An 18,882-nucleotide genomic window follows, 5' to 3' on the forward strand; every position below is an offset into this window, starting at 1 on the left:
TTAGATTAACTCAGTTAATCTAATCGATAAAGGAGAGCTAAGGCTCTCCTTTTTTATTGGCAAAATTTAGCCAATGATAAATTTATCTTTAACTGCGTAGCCCTTGGCGCTATTGGTTGATATGATGCAAACTAACTATAGAACCTGATAAGGTATTTAAATGGAACATAAATTACGGACCACTGTGGTAGCATTATGTGTCGGTGCCAGTATGTTATTGTCAGGTTGTGCTTCACTTTCAGGCAATGATAATAGCGCAGCGTCAGGCAAAGTGATGGTTTCTCCCAAAGTGCCTGATTACAAGTTAGAAGTCACTTTAGCTAAGCTCAATGACATTTTAGCCTCTATGGAATTAACCACTGAGCAACGAGCACGCTTTCATTATGACCGTGGTGTTATCTACGATAGTGTTGGCCTACGACTACTAGCTAAAATTGATTTTCACCAAGCGATAAAATTACAACCTAATCTTGCTGATGCATATAATTTCTTAGGGATTTATTACACCCAAGAAGGCGAGTTTGAACCTGCTTATGAGTCTTTTGATGGGGTCTTAGAGTTATCCCCCCAATACGATTATGCTTATCTCAACCGTGGTATTGCTTTGTATTACGGTGAACGCTATGAGTTAGCCACTGAAGATATGCGCACATTTTTGGCCCAAGCACCTGCTGATGGTTATCGTGCTTTGTGGTTATACCTAGTGCAAGTGCCGACAGATCAGCAAGCAGCGCAAGCCGAGCTATTAACTAACCGCCAATCGCTTAACGATCAGGCGTGGTCTTCAGTCATCATTGATTATTACCTTGGTAAGCTGACTAAAGAGCAAGTTTTTGATGCAGCTAAAGTCAACCTGACTCAACCTCAGGAGTATGCTGAGCGTCTGTGTGAAGCCTATTTCTACCTAGCTAAAAAAGCGGTGGAGCAAAAAGATTATCAACTGGCAGCGGATTATTATCGCTTAAGCTTGGCAACAAATATTTATGATTTTGTTGAACATCGTTATGCCAGAATAGAGCTAGCCCAAGCGCTGCAAATACTTGAACAATCTACAGTCGCTAATTAATAATAATTGTTAGCTCAGCACAAAGGCTAATGCATCGGCATTAGCCTTTTGGGTTTTTGAGTTTTTTAAACCATCACCATTTGGGTTTAAGTGAGTTTACCTAGCCAACCTAGATGGGAAACGCTATAATTTGCGCCTTTTTATTATGCTAGGGCAAGTAAACCATGTCAGTTCAAACAGTAGAGGTCGATAAACGTCGTACCTTCGCGATTATTTCGCATCCTGATGCCGGTAAGACCACTATTACTGAGAAAGTACTTTTATTCGGACAAGCAATTCAAACTGCAGGTACCGTTAAAGGTCGTGGCTCTAAACAGCATGCAAAATCTGACTGGATGGAAATGGAAAAAGACCGTGGTATTTCTATTACTACTTCGGTAATGCAATTTCCTTACAGTGATTGCCTAGTAAACCTACTTGATACTCCAGGTCACGAAGACTTCTCTGAAGATACTTACCGTACCTTAACCGCTGTTGACTCATGTCTTATGGTGATCGACGCGGCCAAAGGTGTCGAAGACCGAACCCGTAAACTAATGGAAGTTACCCGTTTACGTGACACACCAATCGTGACATTCATGAATAAATGTGACCGTGATATTCGCGATCCTATGGAAGTGATGGACGAAGTTGAAACTGAGCTAAAAATCGCATGTGCGCCAATCACTTGGCCGATTGGCTGTGGTAAGTCGTTTAAAGGTGTTTATCATATCCATCGCGACGAAGCAATTTTATACCAGTCAGGTTTAGGGCATAAAATTCAAGAAGTGCGTACAGTGAAAGGCCTTGATAATCCTGAACTTGATGTAGCAATTGGTGCTGAACTTGCTGAGTTATTACGTGAAGAATTAGAACTTGTGATCGGTGCATCACATGAGTTCGATTTAGAGGCGTTTCTAGCCGGTAAACTTTCACCTGTCTATTTTGGTACCGCATTAGGTAACTTTGGTGTTGATCATATACTTGACGGTTTAACTGAGTGGGCACCTAAGCCTCAACCTCGCGCCACTGAAGTACGTGATATTCATGCTGAAGAAGAAAAGTTCTCTGGCTTTATCTTTAAAATCCAAGCGAACATGGATCCTAAGCATCGTGACCGCGTCGCATTTATGCGTATTGTGTCTGGTAAGTACGAGAAAGGCATGAAAATGCATCATGTACGTGTCGGTAAAGATGTGCGTATTTCTGATGCGTTAACCTTCGTTGCTGGTGATCGTGAGCAAGTTGAAGAAGCCTACCCAGGTGATATTATCGGTTTACATAACCATGGCACCATTCAAATTGGTGATACTTTCAGCCAAGGTGAAAAAGTTAAGTTTACTGGTATTCCTAACTTTGCCCCTGAAATGTTCCGCCGTATTCGCTTAAAAGATCCGTTAAAGCAAAAGCAATTGCTTAAAGGTCTCGTACAGCTTGCCGAAGAAGGCGCTGTTCAAGTCTTTAGACCGCTAGATACCAACGACTTAATTGTGGGCGCAGTTGGCGTACTGCAGTTTGAAGTGGTTGTTGGACGCCTTAAGAGTGAATATAACGTCGAAGCGATTTATGAAGGCATTAGTGTTTCAACCGCCCGCTGGGTTTACTGTAAAGATGAGCGTAAACTCGAAGAGTTCCGTCGTAAGTGCAGCAGCAATTTAGCCTTAGATGGTGGTAATAACCTAACTTATATTGCACCGACTATGGTAAATCTGAATTTATCCATGGAACGTTACCCTGATGTAGAGTTCGCTAAAACTCGCGAAAACTAATCACTGGGGTGTTTGATGTTAAAAGGCGGTCTAACCGCCTTTTTTATTGGCTGTGATTTAAGCTTGAGGCTAATTTTATTCTATAGTGGCAAGATGAGTAACGTAAAAAGTGCTAAACAGGTTTGCTGCATTAGCTGTGATTTGCAGTAAAGTTATTTGTTTGAGGGAAAGTGATGATAGATACCCATGCCCACCTTGATCTTGTGGATTTTGACCACGATAGAGCTGCTTTGTTTGCAAAGATGCGCGCAAACGGGATCGACAACGTCATTATTCCAGGGGTGAGTGAGTCATCTTGGGCTAAACAGCTAGAGGTTACCAGCGAGTTTGACTGCTATTTTGCCTTAGGTATCCACCCTTGGTATGTACCTGCTGACATTTCTCAAGCAGTGGCGGCGTTAAATAATCTCATCGCTAAACATAGGCCTAATCCAAGGTTTGTTGCCCTGGGGGAATGTGGTTTAGATAAGCTTCGACATTGGTCTCAATCACAGTTGGATTTACTCGAGGCTCAATTAGCATCAGCAATTGATTGGCAATTACCGGTGATTTTACATGCCGTAAAAGCTCATCCACAGCTATTAGCCATGTTGAAAAAATACCCTAACCCTAAAGGTGGGGTTATTCATGGCTTTTATGGCGCCCCAGAGTTGGCAAAATCTTATATTGAACTGGGCTATAAACTGGGAATAGGTGGGTTAATCATGAACCCTAGCGCCAAAAAGTTACAAAAAACGGTTACAGAAGTTGATATTAAACACTTCCTAATAGAAACCGACTCTCCCAGCATGGCGCCCTATAATTCACCAGATAAACGAAATACTCCGCTTCAGATAATAAGTTTTGTTGAACAGATAGCAAAATTACAAAAAAAAACCACTGTTTTAATTATGGAACAGTTGGGGTTAAATGCTCGACAACTGTTTGAGCTGTAATTCTTTTTTTTTAAACACCGTGGTTGATGGGCGTTGCTGTGGGATAAGATCCTGAAATTAAACTCTAAAACTATGAACTAATCCACGATTTTCATCTGCTCGTCAGTTATAATCACTAACTGAAAATAGGTGAGTTAACAACAATTATACATATCGTTAACAAATTAAAAAAGGGTCGTGATTAATGGATATACTAATGAGTCTAGTAGGTGTGGTTACCATACTAGCAATCGGTTATGCACTATCAAATAACAGAAAAGCAATTAATGTGCGTACTGTTGGTGGTGCTTTAGCTATTCAAGCATTCTTTGCAGGTTTCGTTTTATACGTACCAGTGGGGAAAGATATCTTACAAGGTATGTCAGATGCCGTATCTAGTGTAATTAGTTATGCACAATCGGGCATTAACTTCGTATTTGGCGATTTAGCTCAATTCAAAGTTGGCTTTATTTTCGCGGTAAATGTTTTACCCGTTATCGTGTTCTTCTCTTCATTAATCGCAGTGCTTTACTACTTAGGCATTATGCAGTGGATCATCCGTCTCATCGGTGGTGGCTTGCAAAAAGCATTAGGTACTAGCCGTACTGAGTCTATGTCAGCGACAGCGAATATTTTCGTTGGTCAAACTGAAGCGCCACTAGTTGTTCGTCCATTTATTGCGACTATGACTAACTCTGAATTATTCGCAATCATGGTTGGTGGTTTAGCATCAATCGCGGGTTCAGTATTAGCCGGTTACGCGCAAATGGGTGTACCAATTGAATACTTGGTTGCAGCATCATTCATGGCGGCTCCTGGTGGTTTGATGATGGCTAAACTAATGCATCCTGAAACTGAAGAAGCTAAAAATGACATGTCAGATCTTCCTGAAGATCCTGATAAACCAGCTAACGTATTAGACGCTGCTGCTGGCGGTGCTTCATCTGGTATGCATTTAGCACTAAACGTGGGTGCAATGTTAATTGCCTTCGTTGGTTTAATTGCAATGGTCAACGGTATCATCGGTGGTGTAACTGGTTGGTTTGGTCTTGAAGGTATTACTTTAGAACTTATTCTTGGTTACATTTTCATGCCATTAGCATTCTTAATCGGTGTACCTTGGAACGAAGCGCTTGTAGCGGGTTCATTCATCGGGCAAAAGATTGTTGTAAACGAATTTGTTGCTTATCTTAACTTTGCTCCTTACTTACTTGATGCGTCTGCAGAAGGTTTCAAAGTAGTTGCTGAGACTGGCATGATGATGTCTGATAGAACCAAAGCTATCATTTCATTCGCATTATGTGGATTCGCTAACTTATCGTCTATTGCTATTCTATTAGGTGGTTTAGGTTCAATGGCGCCTAGTCGTCGCCATGACCTTGCTAAGCTTGGTATCCGTGCTGTTATTGCTGGTTCACTAGCTAACTTAATGAGTGCAACATTAGCGGGTCTATTCTTAGCGATTTAATATTCGCTATGGTTTAAACCTAGTTAATAAAAAGGCCGTTATTATTTATTAATAGCGGCCTTTTTTGTGTCTAAAAATAGTGGTTATCCTTGCATTGGCATTATGTGGCGCTGCTCACTTATCCGCTATGGCTATGGCTATGGCTATGGCTATGGCTATGGCTATGGCTATGCTAATAGCTGGATTAGCTGGATTAGCTGGATTAGCTGGATTAGCTGGTTCAATGGTTCCTACTGGTCACCATGAACTTGCTAAGTTTGATATACGTGCCGTTATTGATAGCTCGCTTGTTAACTTCTTAAGTTCAACATTTACGGGTCAATTTTTAGCGATGTTATAACTCCCATGATGTAAACATTACCAATAAAAAGGTCGTTATCATTTAGTAACTACGGCTTTTTTTTGTCTTTAAAAACAGGCATTCTCAGTGAATTTTACTTAATCAACTTTTGCTACAGCTGTTTATGGTATGTTACTTGCTAGGGTTTTATATGATGACATTGGGCATATAAATAGTTTTATAGATTATTTAATTATTGGTTGTTAGTTAAAAGTAGCGACATTGTTCACGTTTTGGGATTAAGTATTCGTATTTTGTCTTTTTTGTATTGAGCTTTTGGCCGAAATAGGTACAATGCGAACGTTTATAAAAAACGCCATCCATGTAGGTGGTTAAAAACAAATATCAATGGGGTTGATAATGAAAAACGTTAAAACTTTAGCTTTAGCTGCAACAACTGTTGCTGCAATGTCTGCACCAGCAATGGCTGCTGACCGTACCGATTTACGTTCTGGCGATTACAGCTGGATGCAGTTCAACGCAATGTACGCAGTAAATGAGCTTCCACGCGATGGTTCTACTGATAATGGCCATGACTACTTAGAAATGGAATTTGGTGGTCGCGCTGGTATTGTTGATCTGTATGGCTACGTGGATGTTTTTAACATCACTAACCAGAATTATGGCGACAAAGGCGCTGGTGCTAGCAAGATGTTCATGAAGTTTGCTCCACGTTTTTCTCTTGATGCAATCACTGGCAAAGACCTTTCTTTTGGCCCAGTTCAAGAAGTTTACATCTCAACTTTGTTCAACTTCGGTGGCGGCGCTATCTCAGGTACTGATAAAAATGGCAACGTTTACGACGGTGACGTAAACAACGCTTCAGTTGGTATCGGTGCTGACGTTATGGTTCCATGGTTAGGTAAAACTGGCATGAACTTATACGGTTTCTACGACCTAAATGCCAAAGAGTGGAACGGTTACCAGTTCTCTATGAACTGGTTTAAGCCTGTGGTTAACTTTGATAACGGTACTTTTATTTCTTTCCAGGGCTATGTTGATTACCAGTTCGGTGCAGATGAAGTTAATGCGTATGATGACGATGGTTCATTCTACAACACTACTTTCACCTCTAACGGTGGCGCGGCATATTTCGGTTTACATTGGCATTCAGACAACTACGCACTAGGTTACGGCTTAAAGGGCTTTAAAGACGTTTACCTTCTTAAAGATGAAGGTACATTCGGTCTAGAAACTACCGGTTTCGCACATTACTTCACAGCAACTTACAAGTTCTAAGATTGCTTGAAAGTATAGAGCCACACTTGTGTGGCTCTATTTTTTTATTAATTTATGTTAGTATTTACTTAAATATATCGTAGAATTTGCTAAAGTGTATTTAGATAAATATTAAGGTCCAAATAAGTGATATTAGCTTGTCATTAATTTGGATTGATTTGCGCGCTAAAACGGATTTTTCGCGGAATGGATGAAACAATAATCTTTGTTTCACCTCTTCCGGTCTTCAAGGATTCAAGTCGTGGTACTCGTTATCAGATTGAATACTTAGTTCAGTAATTTATGAATTTATTTACTGGCAATGCTCGAAGGCCCGGCCCCATCAACACCCTAATGCCAGCTTAATTGCATTGCCATAACAAGATTAATTTATTTTTTGTTTTGGAGAGCACACATGAGTGATTTAAAAAAAGCAGCACAACTTGGCATTTCATTAATGGATTTAACCACATTAAATGATGACGATACTGACCAAAAGGTCATTGATTTATGTCATAAAGCGAATACTGCTGCTGGACATACCGCTGCAATTTGTATTTACCCTCGTTTTATCCCTATCGCTCGTAAAACCTTAAACGAACTTGATTGTGAAGACATCAAAATCGCCACAGTGACTAACTTCCCACACGGTAATGACGATATTGCTATCGCAGTATTAGAAACCCGTGCCGCTGTAGCTTACGGCGCAGACGAAGTTGATGTGGTATTTCCATACCGCTCATTAATGGCTGGCAACGAAAGCTTAGGTTTTGAGCTAGTAAAAGCGTGTAAAGAAGCCTGTGGCGATCAAGCTATCTTAAAAGTGATTATCGAATCAGGTGAGTTAAAAGATGCAGCGTTAATTCGTAAAGCATCTGAGCTTTCAATTGATGCAGGTGCTGACTTTATCAAAACATCAACCGGTAAAGTACCGGTTAATGCCACACTTGAAGCGGCTGAAATCATGTTAACCGTGATTAGCGAAAAGAACACCAATGTTGGTTTTAAACCAGCCGGTGGTGTACGTGACGCGGCTAAAACTGCCGAGTTTTTAGGTTTAGCTGAACGCATTCTAGGTGCTGACTGGGTTACTCCTGCACACTTTAGATTCGGCGCTTCAAGCTTATTAACTAGCTTACTTCATACTCTTGAGTTAGCCGATGCGCCTGCTGGTGCACAAGGTTACTAATCAAAGTTAGTATTGTACGGTTTTGACATAACGATTTAGCATGCACCGAATGGATCATTTTAGCCCATTCGGTGCCTTATTGTTGTAGCAAGATGGCTCAATAAATTCATCTTGCTGGAGGAAGTAGCATGTTTCTCGCTCAAGAAATTATTCGTAAAAAACGTAATGGTGATGCATTAAGCGCAGCTGAAATTCAATTTTTTGTTGATGGCATTACTCAAAATACCGTTTCAGAAGGCCAAATAGCCGCTTTTGGTATGGCAGTTTATTTTCAAGATATGAACATGGATGAACGTATTGCCTTAACCACAGGTATGCGTGACTCAGGTACTGTATTAAACTGGGATGCACTGTCACTTGACGGCCCCATTATTGATAAGCACAGCACCGGCGGTGTTGGTGATGTCATTAGCCTGATGCTTGGCCCAATGGCGGCGGCATGTGGTGGTTATGTCCCGATGATTTCGGGTCGCGGTCTTGGTCATACTGGCGGCACCTTAGATAAATTTGATGCCATTCCTGGTTACCAAACCGAGCCATCAAGTGAGTTGTTTCGCAAAGTAGTTAAAGAAGCTGGCGTTGCCATTATTGGCCAAACCGGTGATTTAGTCCCAGCCGATAAGCGTTTCTATTCAATCCGTGATAATACCGCAACCGTTGAGTCTATCTCGTTAATTACCGCTTCAATTCTTTCTAAAAAGCTCGCAGCTGGGCTAGATGCTTTAGCAATGGACGTCAAAGTCGGTAGCGGCGCATTCATGCCTACTTATGAAGCCTCTGAAGAACTTGCTCGCAGTATTACAGCAGTGGCAAACGGTGCTGGCACTAAAACTACCGCTTTATTAACTGACATGAACCAAGTATTGGCATCATGTGCCGGTAACGCGGTTGAAGTGCGTGAAGCGATTAACTTTTTAACTGGCGCTTACCGTAACCCACGTCTTTACGAAGTCACTATGGGCTTATGTGCTGAAATGCTCGTACTTGGCGGCATTGCGCAAAATGATGCTGACGCACGTACAAAATTAAATACTGTTTTAAATAATGGTAAAGCGGCTGAAATTTTTGGCCGTATGGTATCAGGCCTTGGCGGGCCAGCAGATTTTGTTGAGTCTTATGACAAATATTTGCCACAGGCGAAAATTATTCGTCCTGTGTATGCCAACAAACAGGGTTTTGCTCATAGCATGGATACCCGAGAGTTAGGTTTAGCGGTAGTGACCTTAGGTGGTGGCCGCAGAAAGCCTGGCGACGCATTAGATTATAGCGTTGGATTAACAGAAGTATGTGCATTAGGTGATGAGATATCAGCTGATAAGCCTATCGCCATGGTACATGCTCAATCTGAAGCCGCTTTCGAAGAAGCCTCTGCTGCCGTTCAGCAGGCGATTAACATTGAAGATTCTGCGCCAGAAAAGACGCCTGAAATCTACCGTTATATCCGCGCTTCAGATTTATAATGGAGTAAAAATTATGAAACGTACATTTATTTTAATGTTGGATTCTTTTGGTGTTGGTGCTGCCACTGATGCTGAAAAATTCGGAGATACAGGTTCAGATACCTTTGGTCATATTGCTAAAGCCTGTGCTGAAGGCCGAGCCGATATTGGCCGAAAAGGACCATTAACACTGCCAAACCTGGCAAAGCTCGGTCTAGGCCATTTAGGTTTTGAAAGTACGGGTAAATTCGCCGATGGTTTCGCTGATAATATCGACGTGATTGGCGCTTATGGCCATGCGGATGAATTAAGCTCAGGTAAAGATACGCCTAGTGGACACTGGGAAATGGCTGGCGTGCCAGTATTGTATGAATGGGGTTACTTTTCTGATTTAACCAACTCTTTTCCAAAAGAGCTTACGGATAAAATCCTCAAACGTGCGGGCTTAACCGACTTTTTGGGTAATTGCCATGCTTCAGGTACAACAATTTTAGAAGAACTTGGCGAAGAACACATGCGCAGCGGTAAGCCAATTTTTTATACTTCAGCTGATTCAGTTTTTCAAATTGCCTGTCATGAAGAATCATTTGGTTTAGAAAACCTATACCGTTTGTGCGAAATTACCCGTGAAGAGCTAGAGCCTTACAATATTGGCCGCGTGATTGCGCGTCCATTTGTGGGCTCGGGTCCTGAAGATTTTGCCCGTACAGGTAATCGACATGATTATGCGGTATTACCGCCAGCGCCAACGGTATTAGATAAGCTTAAAGATGCCGGTGGTGAAGTGGTGAGTATTGGTAAAATTGCCGATATTTATGCTAACAGCGGTATTACCCAGAAATTTAAGGCAACAGGTCTTGAAGAGTTATTCGATGCAACCCTTGAGCAAATCAAGCGTGCAGAAGATAACACCATTGTATTTACTAACTTTGTTGACTTTGATTCCCACTACGGACACCGTCGTGATATTGCCGGTTACGCCAAAGCTTTAGAATACTTTGACCAACGTTTGCCAGAGTTATTAGCCTTACTTAACCCTGATGACTTGTTATTACTGACAGCCGATCATGGTTGCGATCCAAGCTGGGTTGGCACCGAGCATACCCGCGAACGTGTTCCTGTGATTGCTTTAGGCGCGGGGTTAGCTGCCGGTTCATTAGGCCGTAGAAACAGTTTTGCCGACATTGGGCAGTCTATTGCGACGTATTTTAAGCTTGAACCTATGGATTATGGCGAATCATTCATAAATTGATGATTCAAATGCTATCTACTAAGGTTAATCTGTTAATAAATATAGTAGAATCACGTCCGGCAGCGAAGGGGATGACTTTGCTGCCCACATATAAAGATATACGATAAAAATATAGGGGTTTTTCCATGGCTACACCACATATTAATGCTGTTGACGGTGCATTTGCTGAAACAGTTTTATTCCCAGGCGATCCATTACGTGCAAAATATATTGCTGAAACATTTTTAGAAAATGTAGAGCAAGTTACTGATGTACGTAACATGCTTGGTTTTACTGGAGCATATAAAGGTACTCGCGTATCTGTAATGGGTTCTGGTATGGGTATTCCATCATGTTCTATTTATGCGCATGAGCTTATTTCTGATTACGGCGTTAAAAACCTAATCCGTGTGGGTTCTTGTGGCGCAATTAGCACTGACGTAAAAGTGCGTGATGTGATTATCGGAATGGGCGCTTGTACTGACTCGCAAGCAAACCGTTTACGTTTTAAAGGTCAAGATTTTGCTGCGATTGCAGATTATGGCTTAATGAACGCAGTGATCGAATCAGCTAAAACGCACGAAACTAAAGTGCGTGTAGGTAACGTTTTCTCTGCTGATTTATTCTACACTCCAGATCCTTCTATGTTCGATACCATGGAAAAAATGGGTGTACTTGGGGTCGAAATGGAAGCGGCAGGCCTTTACGGTGTTGCACACGAACTTGGCGCTAAAGCATTATGCGTAGTGACAGTTTCTGACCACATCAGAACCGGAGAAAAAACCACTTCTGATGAACGTCAAAATACTTTCAACGAAATGATTATCATGACATTAGATGCAGTAGTTACTCTGTAATTTAACGTTTATTATTTCGTAAAAAAGCGTAACTGATTTATCAGTTACGCTTTTTTTTAATGGTTAACTGGGTTTACTTTTATCATCAAGTCTGAGGTTTTCGGCTTCTAGTATCTCTTGTTTAAAAGTCATATTTTCATCGCTATCAGACTCTGTTATCAGTGATGATTTTGGGTTAGCGCTTTGGTCATCCACATCTGTCGGTTCAGTCCGGCTATCTTCAAGTTGATGCATTTCTTCAGACAAGCTTTTTTGCACTAATTGGCTATTTTTACGTCCTTGTTTGGCGCGAGTTTTACGTCGGTCGAAATCTGCGCGTTTAAACGAAAAGACCCGCGACAGCAGCAAACCAATAATACCTGCAATAATCAGCATAATTTGTTGTTGCTTCATATTTTCTTGATAGTGGCTTTTTAATTCATCAAAGAAAATATGTAAGTTTAACCTCACCTCGATATAGCCTAAGTTATTGTCACCTTGAAGCACGTTTTCAATTAAAGGTGGGTAGGGCGATAACATCTCAGTTAGTACTTTATCATCGGCGTCAAATTCGATGTCTGATACGCTTTGGGCAAACGCCAGCCTTACCCCTTGAGTACTGTACATGTTCACTGACATCACTTTTGGGTCGAGCACGAGCGCATTGGCTAGCCATTGTAGTTGCTCATCATTTTGTAGATGCATTGCTGGGGCTGCGCCATTGGCCACTTGTTGAGCTAATAAGCGCGCCATGATTTGGGTTTGCGAACTCAGCAGTTGCTGACCGTTATTAAGGCTCGACTTCCATAAATGCACTAAAGCAAATAATAAAATTACAGCAATGCTGATTTGAATTAATCTGCTGATTTTTTGGCTTTTTTTAAGACCTTTAACAAAAATCACTTTAATCCTTGGTCATTTTTCTATTTAATTAATACTAATCGAAATAATTCATTGTAGATAGTCGAAATCATTGGGGAAATGCAGTCCATGGAAACTCAGGTAAATATTCAGCCATTAACGTGGTTATTCTCAACATTTGATGCGACGTATAGCCATAATCATGTCACTTTAACTCGTTATTTTGAAGACGAGTATCTTAACAATGTTCAGGTTAAGTACCCTTATCGTTTTAGAGTGGTATTTGAAGCGCAATCTTTTGGGGCCATTAATGACTGGCTGGCAAAGTTAACCCAAGACTGCGCGATTACGCCTTTGATGAGACATAACGATTTACAAGGTTTTGAACTTGCCTCAACCTCAGCTTTAGGGACACTGATGAGTCAATTTCCGCTGCAGGTAAAAGCAGAACTTCTCAATATAACCGCGCCGCTAGCGAGCTTATTTAAACCGGGTCTATTAGTGATGGATATGGACTCCACCGCGATTCAAATAGAATGTATTGATGAATTAGCTGTGATGGCTGGCGTGGGTGAGGCGGTATCAGAAGTCACCGAAAGGGCCATGCAAGGGGAATTAGACTTTGAAGAGAGTTTACGCTTAAGAGTCAGTAAGCTTGCAGGCGCCAATGAGAGTATTATCAGCACTTTATGTGAGCAACTTCCTTTGATGCCAGGACTTAAAAGCCTAGTGGCAGAGCTAAAGTCTAACGAGTGGAAGTTAGTGTTAGCCTCGGGCGGATTCACCCCATTTGTGGGCTATTTAAAAGATTTACTGGATTTAGATGCCGCTTACGCCAATGAGCTGGTCATTGAAGCGGGTAAGTTAACCGGTGAAGTAACAGGTGATGTGGTTGATGCCCAATATAAAGCCAATGTGATTGATAAGTGCAGTGCCACTTGGCAAATTGCTGCAGGGCAACGGCTGGCCATTGGCGATGGCGCCAACGATATTCCTATGGTTAATGCTGCTGATTTTGGTATTGCCTTCCATGCTAAGCCGAAACTGCTTGCTGCAGCCGATGCGAGTATCAATAACTTGGATTTACGCTGCTTAGTGTATTACTTGCAAGCCTAAAAACACTGCAAGCATAATGTTAAATGACGGTTTAACCTAAGTAACTAAAAGCTGCCGATACCAGTATCAATAACTTGGATTTACGCTGCTTTGTTTATTACTTTGTGTATTACTTGCAAGCCTAAAAACACTGCAAGGGTAAAGAGCTGCAAGCATCAATGGCATCGACTCTTAGCTGTTTAGATATTGGCTGAGAGCACTTTTAAATGGTTCACTTTAAGTGAGCCATTTTTTATCTTGATTAGGCTCATTACTCTAATTAACTTGTAATTAACATTTACACTGATTACCGTATTAAGTTCATACACTCAAAATAGTCATATTCATTCCCATGCAGCAGTCACATTTTATTCCCTATCGAAATGGTCGCCTTCATATTCGGCATATCAAAGCAAACCCTAGCTTGGCTAAAGGCATGCCAATTTTGATGTTACATGGCGCAATGTCAAATGGACGGGTATTTTACAGTGCCTCGGGCAAAGGCTTAGGTTGCTATCTTGCTAGGCAAGGTTTTGATGTGTATATACTCGATACGGCAGGCAGAGGCTTAAGTGAGCCTAAAATCAGCGCGGCCTATTCCTTAGGTCAAACCGAAGTGATTTTAGAGCAGCTGCCCCTTGCCAATGAGTTTATTTTATCGCATTCATCAGCAAGTAAAGTGCATTGGTGCGCGCACTCATGGGGCGGGGTGTTAATGGCGAGCTGTTATGTTCGCTTAGCTAAGGTGCGTACTCAAGTGGCTTCATTTGTCACCTTTGGTAGTAAAAGAACCATCAAAATTAAATCTCTGCGTAAAACCATGATGGTGGATTTATTTTGGAATCGGTTGGCGCCATTTTTGTCAAAAGTGGATGGCTATTTAGCGGCAGATAAATATCGAATGGGTATGGACAATGAAAGCCGGCAATCATTAAGGCAAACCATAGATTGGGTAAAAGGTGATTGGGTAGATTGCCATGATAACTTTGATTATGCCGCTGCAGCTAGGCAGGTGACTTGGCCGCCTTGTTGGTTTTTAGCCGCTAAAAAGGACCGCGTGTTAGGTAACCCTTCAGATGTGCAAGATATGATGGGTGAGTGTCAGATGGTGGCAGCTGAGTATACTTTACTGGCTAAACATCGCGGCTTTAAGCGGGACTACACCCATGCAGGCATGTTAACCGACAAATCCGCAGTAGATGATCATTTCCCGTTAGTGAAAAGCTGGTATGACAGTTTGGCTAAGTAGCAACTTAAAAATAAACTGCAGCGATAAGCGCTAGCTGAAGTAATACAAACCAAGTGATTGCAATATATACTCTATTAGCGCTGTCGAGATTAGTGTATCAATTTGGTTTAGCATTAGCGCACTTAGGCTAGGAGCCTTCAAGTTTTGAGCAACTCAGGTTTTGAGTCATTCAGATTTGGGGTATTTAGACTTGGTGTAACTCTGGATATCTCATTTCAACTTCAGCACTAATCTCTAACAGTTCTCCGGCTCCTAAAACCCGCCATAACAGGGCTTCAAGCTGTTTTGCTCTGTGGGAAGCATGGGTGGCAATATATTCCATTTCGCGGCGAATATAGCTCATGTCTGGCTTTTCAGTTGCGCCATAATAAACTCGTAATGCCACAAAGCGGCCAACAGTTTTAGCGTGGCGCACAAAGGCAATTTGAGCATCTCGGCTAGCGAAGTCGTTGACTAACTGAGATTGAATGTTAATTGCTCCTCTACCTTGACGAGACACCTGCAGGAATATCTCTATATATTTCAGGCCATCAATGGGCTTCATTGCTCGAACTGGATTAATAATTAGCTGCTTAAACTGGCTTTCATTAAATAATGGCGTCAAATTATAATTTAATGGTTTAGTGGAGCCAGCGGCAAATAGATGGCTAATAGCATCAGTTTTAACGCCGATCCCTAAGCATGATAGTTGCGCCGATTTTTGCGTTTTTTCTACAAAAAAGGGCACATTAGCCAGCTGTCTTAGGAGTAAGTTTTTCATGCCATCGGCTAGCTCTTTTAACTCGCCTTCACTATCTGATAATTGCTCAAGTTTATCCCGATTATGATTAATGAGTTTATTGATAAACTCAACTCCAGCATGGGGTTCGTGACCAATGTTGGCCGACAAATGCAGGGTTTGGTCATGATTACGGCTGCGGATCAATCGATATGGCAAGTTTGACAGTGATGTCTTGCCTGCAATTTGCTGCAGTTTAGGGAAACTAAGTAACACATCTGTAGGCTTTTTGAGGTTAAGATTATCTTCTAAAGCAAGCTGCAGCCCACGGGTGGATATATCATGGCTTATCCCACGGGTTTTATGGTTGTTGTGCTCAATATCTACCAAGGTTTTAAAGGCATAGCGCGCTTCTCGTCGTCGCTCGCTAAAGGGCATTGATAGACGTTTTATGCTGTTTTGTTTGAGCTTAGTTTGGTTAAACTTTTTAAGCTTATTGACGTTATCACTTGGGTTAAACCAGGTTTGATAATCGGATTGAACCTGCTCATTGGTTAAATCGATTAACTGCAGCACGTAGCTAAAGCCTGCCAGTTGTTGCTCTACTAGCGCTGAGTAGTGGGTTTCATCCCCTGGTAGCGTCGAGGTTTTATAATTCAGTTTATGGTCAATGCTTTGTTGGCTTACTTTGAACACTCGCCAACTAGTTTTGCTTGCGCCAAAGCCAAGGAATAACCCTAAGGCATCATGTTGCTTTAACTCATAAAGCGAGGCTGAAAAGTATTGGATTGTGTCGTTTGCTTGGTAGGTGAAGCAAAAAAATAAACTATGGTCACTGTCTTGTGGGTGCTTAATGAGATTGACTAAGCGATTATTGGTCAGTAAACCGGGTAGCTGATTAATCTCTTGCTCATCTTGAAAATATTGTAATGAAGCTTGGTTGCCTTGACTTAATAGCAAATGGCTAATGGTCGGTTTACCGTCATTTAAACTGATATAAATGGGGAGGTGAGCTAATAGTGGTAAATAATGGCGTTCAAACCCAAGCCCGGTTGCATTGACAATCACATCGTTGACATCCACTTTATAGCGAAAGCGGTAACTGCGGATCAGCTGGGTTAATAAGTTATCGAGCTCGTTACTTTCTCCAATACGGCATAGGCGCAATATGGCACTATCATCTTTGTGTTGTATATCGACGATTTTATAGTCGATGCCTTTTTGGAGATCGTCAAAAAAATACTCTTCGTTTAATTCAAGTAATTTAATACGCAGCGGCTTATCTTGATCAAAGCGAATGTCAGCAGGTAAGCGAACTCTCGCGCCACCGACAGATAAATCTAAGCTGGCGCCATTAACTTCGGGGCCACCTGTTTGTGAGGCTGAAATACGAATACTGTAATTCATTCGCTCTTCGCTACGATTAAAATAGCTGCCTAAAACCACCCCAGGCACAATTAACTGGGAGGTTTGTGCTACGGGTTGCTGATTGTTTTGGCGGGCTTTTTCTTTGCGTAATTTGTGCTGGTTGAGTACATGCTCATAAACGCCAACGATATACTTATTGCGATACAGCTGCAGTGCCTCTAGCAAGGAAAGCTTTGCTGGCTCATCGAGAAAATGACGTAGTTTTCCAACCTGAACCTCTTCACATTCAAGATCGCTTTTATCACGTAAATCAATGATCCGAGTACAAATCACCGCAATGCGATTTAATTCCATTTTCAATAAAAATCGAGTCGAGTTTGATTCGTCAGCCGTAAACATTTCAAAGGCATCCTTAAAATCAGGTTCCATTAAAAGTGGCTTTAATTGCTCTATAAGCTGACTGTGCTCTTCTAAACTCATGGCTTCTTTTCTATTGAGGGCTCAGATAAAGGTGATAATTGCAGGCTCGACTGGTAATCTTATCGGCTAGCATCAGGCTTACTTTATACAAAATTAGTCTAGGTGTCTGTTAAAGCTAAGGTAATAATGCGATTTTGGCGCCATTAGCTTAACAATTGAGCTGTGTAAATTTAATAAATTAATAAGTGCTTAAATCCCATAAGCAGCAATCTGACAAAAGTGATCTATGGCAAAAAATAAAACAGCGTATGTGTGTAATGAGTGCGGACAAGATTTTCCTCGCTGGCAAGGACAGTGCAATGCCTGCCAAGAGTGGAATACCATATCAGAAGTGCGCATTTCTGCGGTTAAATCGTCGACCAATTCGGTAGCTGGTTATGCAGGCTCTGTCGGCGGCGGCTCAAAAAAACTTCATGAAGTGGAAGAGTTTGAAGCCCAAAAAATGCTTACCGGCATTGGTGAACTTGATAGGGTCTTATGCGGTGGCTTAACCACAGGCTCAGTGAATATTATTTCAGGCGATCCTGGTGCAGGTAAAACTACTTTACTGTCAGATTTAATTGCCCGCATGTCGCAAGTTATGCCTTCATTATATTGTACTGCTGAAGAGTCACTATCGCAGTTCAAAAATCGTGTTAACCGCTTAAAGCTCAGTTATAACGAAGAGAACCTATATTTAATGGCTGAAACCAGCGTTGAGGCGATTATTGCTGAGCTGGACGCTAAACAGGTAAAGTTTGCTGTTATCGACTCAATCCAAGCGGTGGTGTCTGAAAGCGCCAATGGCAGCCCTGGCTCGCCTTCACAAGTCAAAAGCTGCGCGCAGGCATTAACCCAGTATTGTAAGCAAAATAATGTCACCATGTTTTTAGTGGCGCACGTTAATAAAAACAATGAAACTGCCGGCCCGCAAACGCTTATTCACATTGTCGATTGTCTGACCCATATTGAATGCAATGACGGCCAAATTAGAACTCTAAGAGCCAATAAAAACCGTTTTGGTGATGTGGATACCGTGGGCATTTTTAAGATGACCGAGCGCGGTATGATAAGTGTTGATAATCCCAGTGAGATATTTCTCTCTGGCTCCACCACTGAATCACCTGGCGCGGCCATTACCTGTATCCGTAAAGGCAACCGTAACTTATTGCTAGAAATTCAATGTCTAACCACTGAGACTGAAGGCGAGTTTCCGCAGCGAGTTTGTGTGGGGTTAAACATGAACCGGATTAAAATGCTCACGGGGATATTACGCAAGCATACTCGCACCAAGATTTATCATGATACTTATTTTAATTTGGTGGGTGGTTTGAAGATTGATGAATCAGAAACCTGTATTGATTTAGCCTTGGTGACGGCATTACTCAGCAGTTTAAATGACTTTGTGGTGCCTAGAACCACCTGCATTATGGGGGAGCTTAGTTTAAATGGTGATGTAAGACCGATTGATAGTGGTGTGCCGAGAGTAAAAGAAGCGGTGCAACATGGTTTTACCGAGGTGTATATTCCCCATCGTAACTACCATAAATCAATGGAAGGGCTAGGCGCTAAAATCCATCCGATTAAAACCATTCATGAGTTATTAGAACTGATTAACTAAATTGATTAATAAATGGATTAACAAAACTTGTTAAGTATTAAAAAAGGAGCCAGTGGCTCCTT

At 41.6% G+C, this 18,882-nt stretch carries 15 protein-coding genes; 13 read left to right on the forward strand and 2 right to left on the reverse strand.

What is annotated here, in order from left to right:
• The first annotated feature begins 160 nt into the window (after positions 1-160).
• From nlpI to deoD, 10 genes are all read left to right on the forward strand, one after another.
• Positions 161-1,066: a lipoprotein NlpI gene (gene nlpI, locus BCU94_RS18110; protein WP_102439555.1), complete on the forward strand. Its 906-nt coding sequence runs from the start codon at positions 161-163 to the stop codon at positions 1,064-1,066.
• A gap of 164 nt (positions 1,067-1,230) precedes the next feature.
• Positions 1,231-2,814: a peptide chain release factor 3 gene (gene prfC / locus BCU94_RS18115; RefSeq protein ID WP_076542871.1), complete on the forward strand. Its 1,584-nt coding sequence runs from the start codon at positions 1,231-1,233 to the stop codon at positions 2,812-2,814.
• 173 nt (positions 2,815-2,987) lie between these two features.
• Entirely contained in the window at positions 2,988-3,749 is a 762-nt protein-coding gene (locus BCU94_RS18120) for a TatD family hydrolase (protein ID WP_102439554.1), read from the forward strand.
• 184 nt (positions 3,750-3,933) lie between these two features.
• The gene (locus BCU94_RS18125) at positions 3,934-5,196 is read left to right on the forward strand and encodes a NupC/NupG family nucleoside CNT transporter (protein WP_102439553.1); all 1,263 of its coding nucleotides are present in this window, start codon (positions 3,934-3,936) and stop codon (positions 5,194-5,196) included.
• A 64-nt stretch (positions 5,197-5,260) separates the two neighbouring features.
• Positions 5,261-5,536 carry a hypothetical protein gene (locus tag BCU94_RS19620; protein WP_157937409.1) on the forward strand — a complete coding sequence of 92 codons (276 nt, stop codon included), beginning with the start codon at positions 5,261-5,263 and terminating at the stop codon, positions 5,534-5,536.
• Positions 5,537-5,896: 360 nt separating this feature from the next.
• On the forward strand, positions 5,897-6,775 hold the full coding sequence (locus tag BCU94_RS18135; protein WP_102477164.1) for an outer membrane protein OmpK: 879 nt from the start codon (positions 5,897-5,899) through the stop codon (positions 6,773-6,775).
• Between the two features lie 394 nt (positions 6,776-7,169).
• Positions 7,170-7,943: a deoxyribose-phosphate aldolase gene (deoC, locus tag BCU94_RS18140; RefSeq protein WP_076543290.1), complete on the forward strand. Its 774-nt coding sequence runs from the start codon at positions 7,170-7,172 to the stop codon at positions 7,941-7,943.
• Positions 7,944-8,071: 128 nt separating this feature from the next.
• Complete coding sequence (gene deoA, locus BCU94_RS18145; RefSeq protein WP_102436198.1) at positions 8,072-9,403, forward strand: thymidine phosphorylase; 1,332 nt, start codon at positions 8,072-8,074, stop codon at positions 9,401-9,403.
• Between the two features lie 13 nt (positions 9,404-9,416).
• The gene (locus tag BCU94_RS18150; protein ID WP_102436196.1) at positions 9,417-10,634 is read left to right on the forward strand and encodes a phosphopentomutase; all 1,218 of its coding nucleotides are present in this window, start codon (positions 9,417-9,419) and stop codon (positions 10,632-10,634) included.
• Between the two features lie 125 nt (positions 10,635-10,759).
• A complete protein-coding gene (deoD, locus tag BCU94_RS18155; RefSeq protein WP_102477165.1) occupies positions 10,760-11,470 on the forward strand; it encodes a purine-nucleoside phosphorylase in 711 nt (236 codons plus the stop codon).
• Between the two features lie 63 nt (positions 11,471-11,533).
• On the opposite strand, the gene BCU94_RS18160 is transcribed toward deoD, so the two are convergent.
• Positions 11,534-12,352, reverse strand: coding sequence for an AhpA/YtjB family protein (locus BCU94_RS18160; protein WP_102477166.1), 819 nt, complete (start codon positions 12,350-12,352; stop codon positions 11,534-11,536).
• A gap of 87 nt (positions 12,353-12,439) precedes the next feature.
• Between BCU94_RS18160 and serB the strand changes: the two genes are divergently transcribed.
• Complete coding sequence (gene serB, locus BCU94_RS18165; protein ID WP_102477167.1) at positions 12,440-13,426, forward strand: phosphoserine phosphatase SerB; 987 nt, start codon at positions 12,440-12,442, stop codon at positions 13,424-13,426.
• Positions 13,427-13,757: 331 nt separating this feature from the next.
• Complete coding sequence (locus BCU94_RS18170; protein ID WP_102436190.1) at positions 13,758-14,654, forward strand: alpha/beta fold hydrolase; 897 nt, start codon at positions 13,758-13,760, stop codon at positions 14,652-14,654.
• Positions 14,655-14,838: 184 nt separating this feature from the next.
• Here the strand turns inward: BCU94_RS18170 and BCU94_RS18175 are convergent, their stop codons facing one another.
• Positions 14,839-17,220 (reverse strand): PilZ domain-containing protein, encoded by a 2,382-nt coding sequence (locus tag BCU94_RS18175; protein WP_102477168.1) that lies wholly within the window; start codon positions 17,218-17,220, stop codon positions 14,839-14,841.
• Positions 17,221-17,446: 226 nt separating this feature from the next.
• On the opposite strand from BCU94_RS18175, the gene radA reads away from it, so the two are divergent.
• Entirely contained in the window at positions 17,447-18,820 is a 1,374-nt protein-coding gene (radA, locus tag BCU94_RS18180; RefSeq protein ID WP_102477169.1) for a DNA repair protein RadA, read from the forward strand.
• Positions 18,821-18,882 lie beyond the last annotated feature (62 nt).

This window comes from Shewanella sp. 10N.286.52.C2 (assembly GCF_002874545.1).
In the GTDB taxonomy this organism is placed as follows: domain Bacteria; phylum Pseudomonadota; class Gammaproteobacteria; order Enterobacterales; family Shewanellaceae; genus Shewanella.